Genomic DNA, 16,215 nt, shown 5'->3' with positions numbered 1-16,215 from the left:
ATTGGTCGGGTCGTACTGATCCGACATCCAACGCCGGGGCGGGACAAACCCGCCCCGGCCTGCTATTGTCTGGACGTATACCTAACTGCTGACGCTGTTTTCTCATGCGACCTGCGGCAGTGCAGAAACCAATTTTGACACCAATCGCGTAACCCTGCGCAAGTCAAACAGTTGCAAGGGGCGGGGCTGTAGATGTTGTCCGGGCACTCAGCCGGCAGATGGAGTACCAGACAGCTTGGGGGACTGTCCCGGGGACAGTCCCCCAGGTGGACTCAGGGACAGCCCCGGGGGTGAACTCTGTATCTACCCAAGAGTTTGTCGCTCAAGTAGTTAGCCGGGTGACCTGGCGGTAAATCCGGGTATATGTAGCGGTAGTTATCCTGGTAACCGCCCTTGGGGTTGATAGGGTATTGAACCCGCAGTTTGAACCGGGGTAATACCGGTCGCCTACCTGCCGGCTTGTCTGCAGGTCAGTCCGATGCTTTGCCCCCGGGCTTTACCGGTGGTCAAGTTGGCGACTTGGCCTTGGGGTAGCCGCTGGGGAGCTACTATCGAAAGCTGTGGAAAAAGATGAAGCGGCGTCTACAATTATTTGTATGCAGTTCAAACCGGGCGAAAGCCCAAGAAATGAGACACCGCTATGTCAGAGTATCAGAAAAGGCAGGACGACGCAAGAAGAAGACAGGAACGCAAGGAGCAACGGGCGATGCGCCAGCTGAGACACAAGCTGCGCCAAGACTCGGCCAGCCTGTTGGACAAGGAGGCGTTAGAAGGTGCTCAAGAGAAGATACAAAATACATTGGACGGGGAACAGGAGACGTTTGTGGAGCGCGCCAAGTACGAGCGGGTAAGCGAATAACTTTTCCGAGGTTATCGCAACGGCCATGGCAAGCCGCGGCAGGTCCATTTTAGCAGCGGCAAGCGCACAAGGACTTGGTGTGTATCTATGATGCTGCGAGCAAAGCTGAGGCGGTGATCTGGATTGTGTACTTTGCCGACCACTATCGGTTACATCCGCCGGCAGTGAAGTGTCTTCTGGAGAACCAGGATGATCTTCTGAGCTACTTTGACTTCCCCAAGGAACACTGGCGGCACCTAAAGACGAACGACCCGGTTGAGTCGGCGTTTGCACCGGTGAGGAGCCGGGTGAAGCGGCTGATCCGCTACTGGTCAGCGTTCGGACTGATATACAGGCCTCTGACTGAACAGGAGACGCGCTGGTTCCGGCTCACACCGCCGTATCTGTTCGCGGCAGTGATTACTGGAGGCCAAGTACCGTGATGGTGTCGAGGTCAAATCAGCGTAAACCACTACCACACCGCCGAATCCATTTCCACAGAATTTGACAAAACCTTGTCGGCAACTACCCTCTGGTCATGCGCGTCGTTCCTTATGATGAACTCCGCAATCCGGATGGATTCCTGCAACTCATGGCGGCAACGTTCTGGTGGACTGCGCACCCGAACCGTATCGCCGAGATGCGGCAGAACGATGAACGCTTCCGCGACCCGTTCGGCTATGCGCTCGTCTGCGGCCGGACACCAGTCGGTTTTGTTGGCACCGCCGACATCCCGGTCCGGCTTGCCGACGGCAGCACCGAAAAAGCACTTGGCATCCACCACGTTGCAACCCTGCCGGACTACGCGCGACGCGGAATTGCGCTTCGACTGCTGGAGCACGTTGAAGATGAGTATCGCCAAAAGGGGTATCGTTTCTCGTTCCTGTTTACCAGCCGCACCCTTGTCGCATGGCATCTTTACCGCAAGATTGGGTACCAGGACCTGGCCTGTGGCAAGGTTGCGCCCCGCTGCCACAAACTCTTTGCAGGGCAAAAGAAAGCCCCCAAAATCAGGCACCCTAAACCGAACTACCGGCTGGTGGAGAAACTGCACGAAGAGCTTACCCGGACCCGGTGCGGATTTGCCGTGCGCAACCCTGGTTGGCTTAAAGCCTTGGAAAAGACCTGGAAGCCGGGACCGGGATTTGTGGTCGCGTGCCGTGACGGGTACGCGCTTGTCGAAGATTTTCGGGGCGCACTTTGGATTGACGAAATCCTGTGCCGAGACCAGAGAGCCTACCTTCGCATCCTTGCACGACTCCTGCGGCGCAAACCCGGTGTGCTCATTGACACTGCAGTCTGGGACCCGGTGCTGCGAAACATCTACCGCCGGCAGGGCTTTCGGTTTTGGCATCGCACATACGGCACACTGATGGCAAAGTCGCTGGTTCCGACCATCTCAATTCACACCGCCTTCGGCCCCAGGTTCTACTGGACCGTAGCTGACCAGTTCTAACCCGCTCGGACAATCTGGACACTGTCTGCAGCTCGACGCAAATTATCGTGCCGAACTTGGTCTCAGCATTCACTCCATCCTGTAATGTTCGGCTCGAACTTTCGTAAGCCTGGCCGTTACGAGCATGACAAAACAGTCAAGAAACACCTCTGGTAACCCGGCAACAAACGACCCTGCCTTGTACCCGAAAAGCCGGTCCTGAGACTGCTCGGACTGTAGTTCCAGGAGCCGAACAACACGACTCTAGTGCTAGCCTATTTGGAAGCCTGGCTATCGGTGCCTGGCAATCTGCCAAGCCAAGTGCTGGCCACTAGGCGGCCTCCTGGTCACCCCCAGCATCGGAATTACAGCTTTCCCGGCGACTTCCTACCTGGGTTCTGAGCGTTGGCCCAAGAGCTCTAATTGGTTGAAGCTGTGCAATTGCGGTTTTCGCGATACCGGTGACGTAGCTGAAAGCCCGCAGTCAAAGTGGAACTACGATGAACCCCGAATGCAATACGGCTGCTGGTGGCCTGCGGCTAGTCAGTCACGACGACCCGCACGCCCGGTCTGGCAGGTCCTGATACCGGCCGTACAAGGTACACCCCGGCTCTGATATTGGCAGGGTTCCAGACCGCTTCTCCTGCCCAGCCGTTTCCGACCACGGGCAGCCGTTCAAGCGTACGGCCCGTTATGTCGCACACAGCCAGCTCTCCAGACACGACCCCATTGACCAGGACGCGGAAGGGAGGACGACCCACGCTTGGCCGCACTTCGAAGAGTGGCGGTTGGCTGACCGGCAATTTCGGCTCGGTAACTGCGGTCGGCACGAAGCCGATTCGGGCGTGGTAAGCCATCACATTGTCCACGGTACCGTACTGGGCTTCGTCGTCGTTGTACGCAAACAGCCTCCGGTTCGTACCGTTCGGATTGCGCCAGAACGTAACCGTCTGACCCGCATCCCCGCGCCAGGCAATCTCAAGAAGCAGGTTGTCGGTGTTGTTATAATTGAACCCGGCCGGGAAGTAGTACCAAGTGCCGTTCGAGCCTGTGCCTACAAGCAACGAATCAACGTCGAGGATGGTCTGGGGTGTGTTGCCGCTGTAGTTCGCGGCAAATTCTGACCCAAGTTGGCTCACCGACGTATGGCACAGTTTCACCCGCACTTTGTAGAACCACGCCGGTGCGGCCTCGGTCGAGCTCAGGCAGAACGCAACAATGGTACCCGCCTGGTTGATCTCACTCTGCAGGTACAGAGCCTGAAACCGCATTGCGTCGTAATTGGACCCCCAGAACGGTATCGAGTTCTTGACGTAGGGTGAGCCAACCGTGACCCAGGTGGTGTCTGCCAGAACCGGAGCGACAAGGACCGTAGCCGCAATCAGGACGGCCAGTATTCTCATCGGCACTCCTTTTATACTAACACTACATGCCTGCCCGCCCAGAGTCAAGAAAATGCCAGGTTTCCGTACCTAGGCTTGACATCTAGCCAGACCGGGCTACGTTGTTATGAACTGCGGAACGGCAAACGCGGATCCAAGTAACTGGTGAGATGCGCACCGGCCCGGAGCTTCTAAGAAGGCAAGACCCGACCATCCAGTTTACCGGGACGCCGATTACTTCTGGCTGCCGCCTATCTTACCTGCAGGTACGAGGTTCGCAAACGAACAGAGGAGTAATACTGTGAAGAATCTGCTTACGGTCATCTGTCTTATGCTTGTCTCGGCGGCGCCGGGATTCATTCCTGGCCCGGAGCAATATGAAACAAAGTGGCTCCTTCCACGCTCCGACCGTCCTGAAACCGATGCGGAGTCCACTCATGACTACGATGCCCGGTTCTACCGGATTGACCTCAACCTGCCGATGACTTCAGGTGCGATGACTGCACACTGCGGCATCTGGCTCGCAAGCGAAGTCCCCTCACTTGACAGCGCGGTATTCAACTTCACACGGCTCGTGTGTGACTCGGTACGCCGAGCGGCAAGAATCCAGGCATTTCGCACCACGTACACGAACCTCATCGTTTACCTGGACCCGGCGATTCCACAGGGTGATTCGGCCTACATCGAAATTTACTATCACCGCAACGCCGGCACTCAAAACCAGGGTTTCTATTTCTACCTCGAGGGCTCGGGCCAGGGTCGCAACCACACAGTGTGCTACTCAATGACCCAACCTGAAGACGCGCGTGCCTGGTTTCCCTGCTGGGACTATCCTTGGGACAAAGCCGAGCAGGGCTGTCAGGTAAACATCACCCTGCCCGATTCGTTCCGTGTCTGCGCCAACGGTCTGCTCGACAGCGTTTCTTCAAACACCGACGGTACCAGGACCTGGTGGTGGACTCACCGCTACCCGATTCCCACCTATCTTATCAACTTCGCGGCAAGCATCTTCAAAGAAATCACCCAGTGGTTTCACTATACGCCGACTGACTCGATGATCATCCGGCACTGGGTCTGGCCCGAGGATTCGGTCCAGGCAATGACCGCGTTCGTCAACGTACCGGACATGGTCGCGTTCTATTCAGACTCAACACGGTTCGGCATCTACCCATTCCTTCAGGAAAAGTACGGTCAGGTTGCAGTCTATCCATTTAGTTTCGGTGGAATGGAACATCAGACCATGACCACTATCCATCGCAACTGGATTCTCTATGCCGACGAATCCGGCATCGCGCACGAACTCGCCCACATGTGGTTTGGCGACTGCGTCACCTGCTTCACCTGGGCCGATATCTGGCTCAACGAAGGTTCAGCCAGCTACCTGGACCCACTATGGTTCTATCACCACTATGGCCGGCAATCGTTTCTCGATGCAATGGAAGACTATCGCCAGTACTTCTTCCGGGCCGACTCGCTTGACCGCCACCCGATTTACAACCCCGGCATGGCACGGCTGTTCGACTGGGGCCACACCTACTGCAAAGCTGCGTGGGTGAACCACATGACGCGGTACGTGGAAGGCGATACGAACTTTGAGAAACCGGGAATCTGGTTTGCGGCCGAGCGGGCCTGGCGCGACAGCTTTGCCTACGGCAACGGAACAACTGAAGACCGCAAGCGCATCCACGAGCAACTGACCGGGCTTGAGCTTGACTGGTTCTACAACGAATGGGTATATCAGGCCGGATTCCCGAACTACTCAGTCAACTGGTACGGCCGCCGGTCTAATGACCTATGGGAGATTGTCATTGACGTAGGCCAGACCAACGGCAGCCAGGCGCCGGCCTGCTTCCATATGCCGGTCGAGGCGCTTGTGAGCATCGCCGGCGGCTCAGACACGCTGCTGCACTGGGACATCACAACCAATCCCCAGCGCAACGTCTTCACCCTATCTGGTGAGCCAACTGCGCTTGATTTCAACCCCGGCAAGTGGATTCTGGAAAAGCACAGTGTAACATCCGGCGTCGAAAACGAAATTGCACCGGGCGCTCCGGTCGCCAGCCCAACACTCTACCCGGTTCTGCCTAACCCAGCGCGCACGACCGCCATTGTCCGGCTCGGCTTGCCCCGTCCGGGACCGGCTGTCATCCGTCTGTATGACGCTGCGGGCCGTTGCGTCCGGCACTTGGTGTTCAATATTCAACATTCTGTTCTCAGCGTTCCGCTTGCCGTGAACGACTTCGCAAACGGCGTCTATCTCGTCGAACTCAGTGCCGACGGCATTACCGACATCAAGAAGCTCGTTGTCCAAAGGTAGACGGTGAACAACATCCGCACGGCGGTTGCTCTCTTGCTGGCGGTTACCTTCGGCGCCGCGCTGGCAACCGAAGCCGCGTTCCTTCCTGCCGGCAACGAAATCACGAAACTGCGCGATGAGTTCTCCCGCCACTACTCGAACGGCGACAGCAGCTACACGGCCATTATAGCCGCTATGCCCATCAGCGAGCGTTCGGGTGACGGGTGGCTGCCGAACGACGCCGAGTACACGGTCGGCACTGACAGCCTGCCTTACTCGACCGGAACCTGCACTCGCGACGACGTGAACGACCTCTACGGCAAGTCGGACAACACAGTCAAGGTCGAGCACATTATCGGAGCCGGGATTCCACCGGCCGAGACAACAAGGTGCGGCTGGTTCAAGTTCCGGACGACCTCGATACCGGATTCTGCGACCATTCTGCGCGCGAGAATCCGCTATCTGGTGCACTACTGGGAGTTCAGCTTCGACTTCAGGTTCACCGCGGTCAACGTCGACCCAGTTTCGACCGGCGCCCGAGACCTGTTTTTTGCCATCGAAAACGGCGCCATCTGCGCCGATGTGCCGATGGGCCGGCTGTGGGACACGATCGAACTCAACGTGACCGGAACATCCCACATCAAGAACACACTCGGCCAGAACTGGGTGGCGTTCGGGCTCTGGGGCTACGACTGGTCGCACGTGCTGACCGAGAAAGCCTGGATTATCGGCTGGAACACAAGCCCGCGCTCCGATTCGCCATGGCTTGATATCAACTACTCTCTCACCGGAAGTACAGAGAAAGTCGAACCAGCCCTGTCCTGGCCGCGGATGGAAATCGTTCCAAATCCGGCCAAGGGTGCCTTCGTGACGGTTCACATCTGGTTCGTTCGTTGTTCACCGGTCGGTACTCAGCGTTCTTTGCTGCGCGTCTTCGACACCGCTGGCTGCTGCGTCCTCGCCCGTCATCTGGCTATCAACCATGATAATCTGGTCATTCCACTCGACATTGGAGAATTGAGCGCCGGTATCTACATCGTCAGACTTGATACGGACAGAATGACTGCTGTCCAGAAGCTTGTTGTGCAGCAATAGGAGACCCAACTTGTTGGCCAGTTCAGCTGCGCGGTCGGTTATTCGTAACGCAGGGCTTCAATAGGATTCAGCCGGGCGGCGCGGGATGCTGGGTAAATCCCGAAGAATATGCCGACCCCGGCTGAGAAGCCGAAACCCAGAAGTATCGTCCAGAGCGGTGCCGCAGCCTTGAGGTGACCAACTGCGGCGGCAAGTTGCGCGATTCCCAGACCGAGTATGACGCCGATGGCGCCGCCGATTACCGCAAGCATCACTGATTCCAGAAGAAACTGCCAGAGGATGGTACGGTTCGTCGCACCCAAAGCTTTGCGCAGGCCAATCTCCCGCGTGCGCTCAGTAACTGCGACGAGCATGATGTTCATGATACCGATGCCACCGACCAAGAGCGAGATACCGGCAACCGCAACCATCACGATGATCGCGACCCGAGTAATGTTCTGGTAGATTTCGCGCAGGGTGTCCTGGGTGTTGATACCGAAGTCATCCGGCTTGTCGTAACCCAGACCATGCCGCCGGCGCATTAGTTCCCGTATCTGATCAACCGCGCGTTCTATCGTTACTCCGCGGCGGGGCGCAGCTTCGATTGAGATTCCTGCGAACATCCGGCTTCGGCGGTCGCGCGGCATCGGGAAGTGCTTTTGGAAAGTTGAGAAAGGAATGATGATGACATTGTCCTGGCTCTGCCCCATGAAGGTGCCCTTGCGCTTGAGGACACCGATGATGGTGAAGGGCTTTCCCTCGACCGTCAATCGCCTGCCGACCGGGTCGGTCTCACCGAAAAGGTCATCAGCGACCTGACCACCGATAAGACATACCGCACGCTTGCGTAAGCTATCGTCTGAAGAAATGAAGCGGCCGGTTTCGACGTTGACATTGGATGTAACAGCGTAGCCGGGCGACGCGCCGGTCAAATCAACGTTTGTGGCCTTGTTGCCGCGCCAAGTAATCCGGCTGACCGTGCGGGAGCGCACCGGCGAGACCCGGTCAATGCCAGGTAGGCGGGCAATGGCTTCGGCATCATCAACGGTCAGGTCGGGTCGGCGACTGATGTCGTCGAAGTCAATCCGACCCATGCCCCAGGCGAACTTCTGTACGTAGATAGTATTCGAGCCGAGTGAAGATATCTGACGCTCCACTTCACGGTTCATGCCCTGGATGAGCGAGATAATCGAGATGACGGTCATTACGCCGATGATGATCCCCAGCGCGGTAAGAAATGAGCGCATCCGGTGGGTACGGAATGTTTCAACCGAAAGCTTCAGGAGTTCGAGGAACACCGGCTAGCTCGTAATCTTTCCGTCCACCATCCTGAGGATACGGCGGGCATGGGCTGCGACCTCACGGTCATGGGTGACAAGGATAACCGTGTTACCCTTGCGTGCGACGTCGTCGAGCAAAGCCATCACTTCCTGTCCGGTGCGAGAATCAAGGTTGCCAGTTGGTTCATCAGCGAGTAAGAGCGACGGCCGGTTGGCCAGTGCACGGGCCAAAGCGACGCGCTGCATCTCGCCGCCGGATAGTTCGTTAGAGCGGTGGTTCATCCTTTCTGCCAGGCCGACCATGGTAAGTAACTCGCGACTGCGTTCGGCCCGCTCACGGAAGGGAATGCCGGCGTAAACCATCGGAAGCTGAACGTTATCGCGCGCGGTGAGCCTAGGGAGAAGGTTAAAATTCTGGAACACGAACCCAATCTGTCGGTTGCGGAGCCGGGCCAGTCCGAGGTCATCCATAGTTGTGACATCGGTGCCAGCAAGCCAGTACTTTCCCGCGGTCGGCGTATCAAGGCAGCCGAGTAGGTGCATCAAGGTGGACTTACCGGAGCCGGAAGGTCCCATCAGGGCGACATACTCGCCCTGCTCGATTTCTAGTGTAATACCTTGGAGCGCACAGACCTCGATCTTACCGGTGCGGTAGGTCTTGGTGAGGTTTTCGGTCCTAATGAGAGCCATGATGCTCACACACCATGCATCATTCGGCCCTGGTTAGCGGGTTCCTTCAGACTTCTTGTTCTCGGTAAATGTCGGACCTGCTGCCACCCTGCTCGGTGTCACGCGCCGGCCTTCCTTGAGTTTCGCCAACACCTTGTACGGACCGGTGACGACCTGGTCACCCGGCTTCAAGCCTTCGGTCACCTCAACCTCTGTATCGCTGGCCTTGCCGGTTCTTATGACTTGTAGCTTCGCCTTACCATCTTCGATAAGATAGACAGTTTCCTGCTCCCGGCCTTCAACCTCGCGCCGGCCCACGGCCTGAAGCGGTATGACTAGGACGCTATCGAGCGACGCGGTGGTGATTTCGGCTGAGACCGACATACCGGGCCGCAGTACCGGCGAGACTGACTCCAGAGTGACAATGACTTCAAAGTCTGTTCCTTGGGTCTCGGTTGACAGCAGGCTTGTCGTGGGCATGTAGCCGATTTTCGTGACCTGGCCAGCAAAGGCGGTGTCAGGCAAGGCATCCACTTCGACTCTGACTGGCTGGCCGAGTGCGAGTGACACAACGTCGGTCTCGTCAACGTCAATTCTGGCTTCCATTCTTGACATGTCGGCAAGCACCATGATGACTGTACCGGGGTTATTCATTGTACCGAGCATCACCGTCTCGCCCTGTTTGACGTTGAGCTGAACAACAGTACCGGAGATAGGAGCGCGGAGCGAAGTCTTGGCAAGCTGGTCCTCGGCCTGTTCGTACTGAGCGCGGGCAGCCTCGTAGGAAGCCTTGGCGGCCTCATGCTGCTCGGCCGAAATAAGGCCGCGGGCATACAGACTTTCGATGCGGCCAAAGCTGGCCTGTGCCTGCTCAAAGCTGGAGCGGGCGAGCACGAGCTGGGCCTCATAGGTCTTCCGGTCAAGTTCAAGCAGGAGGTCCCCTTTTTCAACCCAGTCGCCCTCCTCGACAAGCAGACGGTTGACCGTGCCCATCACTTGGGCCTGCAGGTTTACCTGACTCTGGGCACGTAACTTGCCGGTGGCAGAAACGACCGACACAATTGAGCCGTACTTGACGGTCTCGGCCGTGACCGATTCCGACGGTGCCGGACGCTTGAGGTTGAGGACAACAACGAGGGCAAGAACAACAGCGGCACCGATGGCAATCAGCAGGGTACGGGTACGAGATTTCATCGCCTCTCCTTCCCCGGAAGTTCAATGCTTCCGAGTAGGTAGTTTACCTGAGCGGCCTGAATGTAGGTATCGCAGAGTGCACTCGTGTATGTTGCCTGGGCCTGGGCCATGTCAGCCTCAACGCCGGCCAGGTCGGCGAGCGAGAGCGAGCCAAGCCGGTACTGTTCCTGCGCGAGCGCATAGAGTTCCTGATGGAGCTTTAGATTCGATGCCGCGTGCGCGTAGGTCTGCTTTGCTTCCTGATACGACAAAATTGCTGCTGTTGCGGTAGAGTTGAGCGTAAGTGCGGCCGAGCGCGCCGCGGCCCGGGTTCGGCGCGACTCATTTACCGCGTCCACGAGATCGAGGACATAGGACTTCAGGTCAAGCAGAGGAAACGAAAACCGGAGACCGTAAGACACCTGGTCGTGGTCGCGCCAGCGAGCAACACTTGAAGGAAACTGTCTGTCAGCGTATTCTGACGTCCAGTAAGCCGAGACTGATGGCAGGACCCTTGCTGCCTTGCCCCAACTGGTAATTCGGGCCGCGGCCGCTGCGCTGGTAGCAAGCTTCAGACCCGGGTTCTTCCGCCTGATCTCCACGAGCATGCTTTCGGGCCGGCTGATATCAAGGTCGGACGGCTCGGTGAGTTCGTCCGACAGCCGAATCGTAACCCCGGGCTCGATGTTGACCATGGCCTTGAAAGTCTCGGCAGCCACCGCAAGGCCCTTTTCCGCCTCAAGCCTTGCCAGCACTGCCTGGGACTCAAGCACCTGAGCGCGCATCGCATCTACTTTCGACACGGCGTTCAGCCGCTCCCTTTCCCGTACCAGGCGAAGGTTTTCTTGGGCCCGACGCAGCGCGGCATCCGCCGCGTCGGCCAGCAGCCGGGCCCGAAGCAGTTCGAGGTATGCCTTCGTGACGTCGTAGATGAGCCGCGCCTGTTTGTCGTGGGCATCGGTTGCGTAGTAGCCTGAGTACACGACCGAGCCGGCCAAGGCCGTGAATACTGACGGGTCGAACACAACTTGGCTCAAGGTAAGACTCCCGGTCCAGCCGGTGCTGGGCAAGTCAGGAAGGTGGCCTTGGTCAAGGTCGAGCTTGGCATAGCCGACCGTCCCGGAAACAGTCGGCAGGAGTCCGCTCACGCTGCGGGCTAAACTTGAGGCGGACTGAGTTTGACTGACACTCACCTGGGTTCGGACCGGACTCTGCCGGAGCGCGAGCTCCAGCGCCTGGCCGAGCGTAAGCTCGACCGTGTCCGGACCAGTGGCAAGCACAAGAACAAACAAGAAAGCCGACATCGTCTAGCGCGGACCGCCGCCGATGATGGCGAGCACGCCGAATATGACGGTGAGTGCGAACCAGACTGCGAAAACCAGCCAATAGGACTTCGTACCCTTAATGTCATAGACGACCTTCAGGCCAAGACCAGTTAGGATTAGCTGCCAGATGGCAAAGATGTCAAGGCGGCCCAGAATGACGGCCAGAAACCCGGTTTTGACGTTCGGTACGACGACAAGCAGACTGGTCGTGACCTCAGACGAACGCTTGAGCAGGATAAGCAGGATGCGTACGAACGCACCTGGGAGCCAGACCAGGCTCGCGTGGGTTACGACTGAGAGTGTGCGCTGGTAGTTGCCGCCTCCACCCACAAGCGGCAGACACAGGTTGTAGACGAACGCAAGGAAGAACACAGCGATGAGCTGGGTCACGAGTGACGAGATGAGCGGCAGGCCGGTGCGTAGCAGCGAGTTGGAGTAGAAACGTTCCATCCCCTCGACTGCCTTCTCAATCTGATCCGGGGGCATGCCGCGTGCCTGCATTCGTTCCACAGCCTGTTCCTTCTGCGCCTGCCAGTCAATGTACTGGGTTGAAACCGCCGTCGCAACCAGATTGGCAACAACGCTGACGACAAGTGGCAGGAGCCAGACCGGTCTCTCCTTGAGCCGTGCGAATACCGCACTCGGTGACGCGTAAACTCCTAACATCATGCCTCCTTAGTGTGCGACGCTCATGCTCGATGGACTATGCTCGACGTACCTCAACACCCAGCCGCCAAGATAGCAGAACAAGCGCGAAGGCGTGGTGTCCCGTATCCGGCAGATTGCGCGCGGCGTGGTACGTAGTTCGTCCTTAGGTCACCGCTTTGGCAACCTGGTTAGGCGGCCAGTGTGCTGGGCATCGTGCCGATACTGGGGCCAAAGCGAACGCGCCGGCGGACCGTCACCCTCAAACGCGTACAGGCCACCGTCCCACGAACCGACGTAGACCGTTCCGTCCGGGCCGATGACCGGAGAAGAAGTGTAGTAGAGGTCCTTCTCTTCCATCGCCACTTCGTACCGCCAGACCCGGCGTCCGGTTGCACTTACTGCATAGACAAATCCGTCGTCAGGCAGAAAGTAGAGTGTCCGGTTTGAGCTGATGGCCGGAGTAGAGATGAGGTAGTCATCCACTTCATAGACAAGTCGTGCGACATCGCCTGGTGCCTTGCGGAAGAGGTAGTATCCGTCCGAACCGACGTAGAGCGTATCACCCGGTGCAATGACGACTTCGGTCTTGATTTCGTCTTCGTCCGGAACCGGCGCACACCAGCGCTGCCTGCCGTCCGGGCCAATGCAGTAGATGCGACCGTCTTCGTTGCCAACATAGACGTTGCCGGCCAGGTCCGGAACTGCTCCTGCGAAGAAGTAGTCGCCGTTCGGCGTACCAAATGCCCAGCGTCGCCGGCCACGAGAGTCAAGACAGTACACTGAATCAGAGGTAATGTAGATAAGACCATTGACGCCGATTGTCGGTGACGACGAAATCTCATCGCCAGTCTTGTATCGCCAGCGGACCTGGCCTCGGCTTGACAGCGCGTACAGCGTACCGGCGTCGCCACCAATGTATAGGTTACCCTTCGGATCGACAGCTGGCGCTGTATATAGTTCATCACCGAGGAAAGTTTTCCAGCGCAGTTTGCCCTGGATATCGAAGCAGTAGAGACTTGAGTCCATTGACGGCACATAGACATTGTCTCGGAAGATGGCGGCCGCGGCATAGATTGCGTCCTTTGCCTGATAGCTCCAGCGCAACTGGCCTTTGGGGTCAATGGAGTAGAACCAACCGTCCTCATCGCCGACATACACGTTGCCATTGTCGTCGAGGGTCGGCGAGGCGACAATTGGCTCGAATGTTGGGAATACCCACTTCAGCACCGGATCGGTTACATGCACGACGAGCGGCTTGCTCCAGTCTGAGACTCGACCTTCAGGGTCACGGGCCCTTACCCGGACTTCGAAGTCACCGTAGCGACGATAACGGTGGTAGCGGGTGTAATCGGTTCTACTGGGCTGAGTCCAGTCAAGTGTTTCGCCGTCACCCCAGTCAACTTGGTAGCAGAGTGGAAGCTGGGCGCCTTCAGGCGGGAACATTGTCAGTTCGGTATCAGTCAGTGTATCGGCACGGATCGGCAGAACCAAGGAGTCAGGCGGCGGTACAATGCTAATGCCGAGCAGTAAGGCAAACGCAACGTACGCTATCATGACCAAACCTCCGTTCGAGTATACCGACGACAGCCAACCGTAGAGCGATGCTTTTTCGCCAACTGTTCTGCTTTTTGATTGACCGTCGGAAAATTGGCATTCGTCATGGCGTTCATAATCCTGTCTGACGCTAAGTGCTTGTCAACAGTTTCAGCCGACAAGTATTCTCCGAGCTAAGGCCACGTCTTCGGCAATCCGGTCGGCGAGTGCTGACAGGTCGGAGAATTTCCTTTCCGGCCGGAGCCGCTCAACAAAACGCACCGCAGCAGCAAGCGGAGGCATCTCAAGCTTCTCGTCAAGCAAGTGCACTTCAATCGAGCGCTTCTCACCGCCGAATGTAGGACGGTGACCAATATTCATGACCGCAGGTTGAATGCGGCCTTCGATATCCGCCCAGACGGCATAAACTCCGTCGGCAGGGACGAACTTCTCTCGATCCTGAACTTGGATGTTCAGAGTGGGGAATCCAAGCCGACGGCCGGTACCATGGCCGGGTACGACTCGACCAGCGATCGAATAAGGCCGGCCAAGGAGCAGAGCGGCGCGGCGCACATGACCAAGAAGCAGATGTTCGCGGATGACGGTGCTTCGTACCGGCACGCCGTCAAGGAGAAACTCCGGTACAACCTCAAGCCGGACGCGGGCGGCTTCAAGTAACCGGGAAAGAAGCTCAATATTGCCCTTACGTGCGCGGCCGAAACGATGGTCGTGGCCAACAACAACTGCAGCCGGGCTCAGCGGAAACAGGTGCTTGTGGACAAACACGTCCGGCTCCTCGGCCTGTACCGTCGAGTCAAACCGTACTACGTGCACGGTCGCGATTCCCAGCTCCAAAAATAGCGCCGCTTTCTCGGCCAATGGCGTAAGCACGAAAGTGAAGTCCGGGTGGACGAGCTGGGCTGGTAGCGGATCAAACGTAAGCACCGCAGTGGTCGCCCCGAATTGCTCCGCAAGTTTCATGGTGCGGGAAAGTATCTGTCGATGCCCGAGATGCACGCCGTCAAAACTGCCCACCGCGACGACCGGCCCGACTTTGTCACTCTGCATATATTACGCGCAGGGGTCTTAGTTTCTGGTCACGCACCGCTACAAGACACAAGAATCTCTGTTCGGAAGTGAGGGCGAGTGCGTGCTCGACATCAGGTGCTGTCTGGAACTCGACCATCTGACCTTGCAGTAGGCTGTGGGCCTGAACCTCGGATAGATTCAAGCGAGGCAACTCTGGCAGGGCATCCGGTATCGTCACAAGGTGGTGGACGATGGTTTCCGGGTCAGCCCGGTCGAGGCTTAGTGCCTGGTTGAGCGCGAACCGGCCCGAGCGGGTCCGCACGAGGCCGGAAAGCGTTGCGACCGTACCGGCTGCTCGGCCAAGGTCACGGGCCAAGGCGCGGATGTAGGTTCCGGATGAAACGACTGCGCGCAGATAAGCACGGGGCGGGTCCCAGTTGAGCAGTTCAAGGTCATGGAAGGTAACCGGGCGCGGTTTCGGCTCGACGGACCAGCCTCTTCGGGCCAGACGGTAGAGCGGCCGGCCGGCCTGCTTCAGAGCGGAAAATCGGGGAGGGACCTGACTCTGCACACCAAGGAAACGACGCAGAATCTCGCACAACACTTCTTTACTCAAGTCCGGTACCACAGCCTCGGCAATGATGCGTCCGGTCGTGTCATCAGTGTCGGTCTCCTTCCCAAACAGAACTTCGGCTTGGTATTCCTTATCGGTCGCCATCAGGAAGCGGCTCAGTTTTGTAGCCTCCCCAACCAGAATCAGGAGAACACCCGAGGCCATCGGGTCCAGGGTACCGGCATGGCCGATAGGTGTCGGTCCGATTATTCGGTGCAGCCGGCGGATGACATCGTAGGAAGAGAGGCCGGACGGTTTGTTCAAATTCAGTACACCACGCACGTGACGCTCTAGGCCTTACGCAATGCGTCCGATGCTGCGGCCCAGCGTGAGGAAAAGGGCGTCATTTCGGTTGGCCAGAATCGGCTCCTTCCGAAGCGGCTGAAGCAGCCGGCGGAACGTCGGGGAAAAGTTCGTGCAGGATGTCGCCGACCCGCTGTTCCTGCGCGAGGATGTCGTCCAGGGCCAGACGCAGCTCAGGAAGGTAACGCAGTTTGACCCGTGTGCCGAGTCGGCGGCGGATGAAGCCTGTGGCGTGCCGGAGGTGCGAGAGACTGGTCTCTTGCCTAGTTTTGTCGCCCATTATCGAAAGAAACACCACGGCATTCTTCAAGTCGCGTGTTACCCGGCAACGAGTAACCGTTACGAAACCGATGGCCGGGTCAGACAGCTCATTGAGGATTATTTCGGCGACAGCGTGCTTGATAGCGGCGGCAACGCGTTCCTCCCGGTGTTGCATAGTGGAGCAATTCTAGCGACGCGAGCGGCGCTGTAAAGTGAGGAACCGGGCCCTAGTGCCGATATAGAACTACAACAAAGAAGGCTGCACCTCTTGTATTTCCTGTCAGCTTTTGCGTCTAACAGGTATGAACAACTTTCACCCATTGGGTGAAGAGAGGAGCAGCCTTATGGACAACCAT

At 57.9% G+C, this 16,215-nt stretch carries 15 protein-coding genes; 5 read left to right on the top strand and 10 right to left on the bottom strand.

The features are described 5' to 3' along the window. Positions 1-640: 640 nt before the first annotated feature. The 3 genes from ABIL25_07910 (at position 641) to ABIL25_07900 (ending at position 2,294) form a co-directional block, all read left to right on the top strand. A complete protein-coding gene (locus ABIL25_07910; protein ID MEO0082199.1) occupies positions 641-859 on the top strand; it encodes a hypothetical protein in 219 nt (72 codons plus the stop codon). A 77-nt stretch (positions 860-936) separates the two neighbouring features. Beyond that, positions 937-1,281 (top strand): transposase, encoded by a 345-nt coding sequence (locus ABIL25_07905; GenBank protein ID MEO0082198.1) that lies wholly within the window; start codon positions 937-939, stop codon positions 1,279-1,281. A 95-nt stretch (positions 1,282-1,376) separates the two neighbouring features. Then, entirely contained in the window at positions 1,377-2,294 is a 918-nt protein-coding gene (locus ABIL25_07900) for a GNAT family N-acetyltransferase (protein MEO0082197.1), read from the top strand. A 518-nt stretch (positions 2,295-2,812) separates the two neighbouring features. Here the strand turns inward: ABIL25_07900 and ABIL25_07895 are convergent. Beyond that, the gene (locus tag ABIL25_07895; GenBank protein MEO0082196.1) at positions 2,813-3,676 is read right to left on the bottom strand and encodes a hypothetical protein; all 864 of its coding nucleotides are present in this window, start codon (positions 3,674-3,676) and stop codon (positions 2,813-2,815) included. A gap of 280 nt (positions 3,677-3,956) precedes the next feature. Between ABIL25_07895 and ABIL25_07890 the strand changes: the two genes are divergently transcribed. Further along, the gene (locus tag ABIL25_07890; GenBank protein MEO0082195.1) at positions 3,957-5,972 is read left to right on the top strand and encodes a M1 family aminopeptidase; all 2,016 of its coding nucleotides are present in this window, start codon (positions 3,957-3,959) and stop codon (positions 5,970-5,972) included. A 3-nt stretch (positions 5,973-5,975) separates the two neighbouring features. Beyond that, entirely contained in the window at positions 5,976-7,046 is a 1,071-nt protein-coding gene (locus ABIL25_07885) for a T9SS type A sorting domain-containing protein (GenBank protein ID MEO0082194.1), read from the top strand. Positions 7,047-7,084: 38 nt separating this feature from the next. Here ABIL25_07885 and ABIL25_07880 read toward each other — a convergent pair whose 3' ends face one another. The 9 genes from ABIL25_07880 to rbfA form a co-directional block, all read right to left on the bottom strand. Continuing rightward, positions 7,085-8,323: an ABC transporter permease gene (locus ABIL25_07880; protein MEO0082193.1), complete on the bottom strand. Its 1,239-nt coding sequence runs from the start codon at positions 8,321-8,323 to the stop codon at positions 7,085-7,087. A 3-nt stretch (positions 8,324-8,326) separates the two neighbouring features. After that, positions 8,327-8,995: an ABC transporter ATP-binding protein gene (locus ABIL25_07875; protein MEO0082192.1), complete on the bottom strand. Its 669-nt coding sequence runs from the start codon at positions 8,993-8,995 to the stop codon at positions 8,327-8,329. 33 nt (positions 8,996-9,028) lie between these two features. Continuing rightward, on the bottom strand, positions 9,029-10,168 hold the full coding sequence (locus ABIL25_07870; protein ID MEO0082191.1) for an efflux RND transporter periplasmic adaptor subunit: 1,140 nt from the start codon (positions 10,166-10,168) through the stop codon (positions 9,029-9,031). Continuing rightward, the gene (locus tag ABIL25_07865; protein MEO0082190.1) at positions 10,165-11,451 is read right to left on the bottom strand and encodes a TolC family protein; all 1,287 of its coding nucleotides are present in this window, start codon (positions 11,449-11,451) and stop codon (positions 10,165-10,167) included. Before ABIL25_07865 ends, ABIL25_07870 begins: the two co-directional genes overlap by 4 nt. A gap of 3 nt (positions 11,452-11,454) precedes the next feature. Further along, on the bottom strand, positions 11,455-12,138 hold the full coding sequence (locus tag ABIL25_07860) for a Yip1 family protein (protein MEO0082189.1): 684 nt from the start codon (positions 12,136-12,138) through the stop codon (positions 11,455-11,457). 150 nt (positions 12,139-12,288) lie between these two features. After that, positions 12,289-13,674, bottom strand: a complete 1,386-nt coding sequence (locus ABIL25_07855) for a PQQ-binding-like beta-propeller repeat protein (protein MEO0082188.1) — start codon at positions 13,672-13,674, stop codon at positions 12,289-12,291. 150 nt (positions 13,675-13,824) lie between these two features. Next, entirely contained in the window at positions 13,825-14,721 is an 897-nt protein-coding gene (ribF, locus tag ABIL25_07850) for a riboflavin biosynthesis protein RibF (protein ID MEO0082187.1), read from the bottom strand. Next, entirely contained in the window at positions 14,711-15,577 is an 867-nt protein-coding gene (truB, locus tag ABIL25_07845; GenBank protein MEO0082186.1) for a tRNA pseudouridine(55) synthase TruB, read from the bottom strand. Before truB ends, ribF begins: the two co-directional genes overlap by 11 nt. A gap of 61 nt (positions 15,578-15,638) precedes the next feature. After that, positions 15,639-16,034: a 30S ribosome-binding factor RbfA gene (rbfA, locus tag ABIL25_07840; protein MEO0082185.1), complete on the bottom strand. Its 396-nt coding sequence runs from the start codon at positions 16,032-16,034 to the stop codon at positions 15,639-15,641. Positions 16,035-16,215: the final 181 nt, after the last annotated feature.

Source organism: candidate division WOR-3 bacterium (genome assembly GCA_039801365.1).
Taxonomy (GTDB): Bacteria; Hydrothermota; Tepidihabitantia; order Tepidihabitantales; family Tepidihabitantaceae; genus JBDRUN01.
This window is presented reverse-complemented; position numbering and strand designations above follow the sequence as displayed.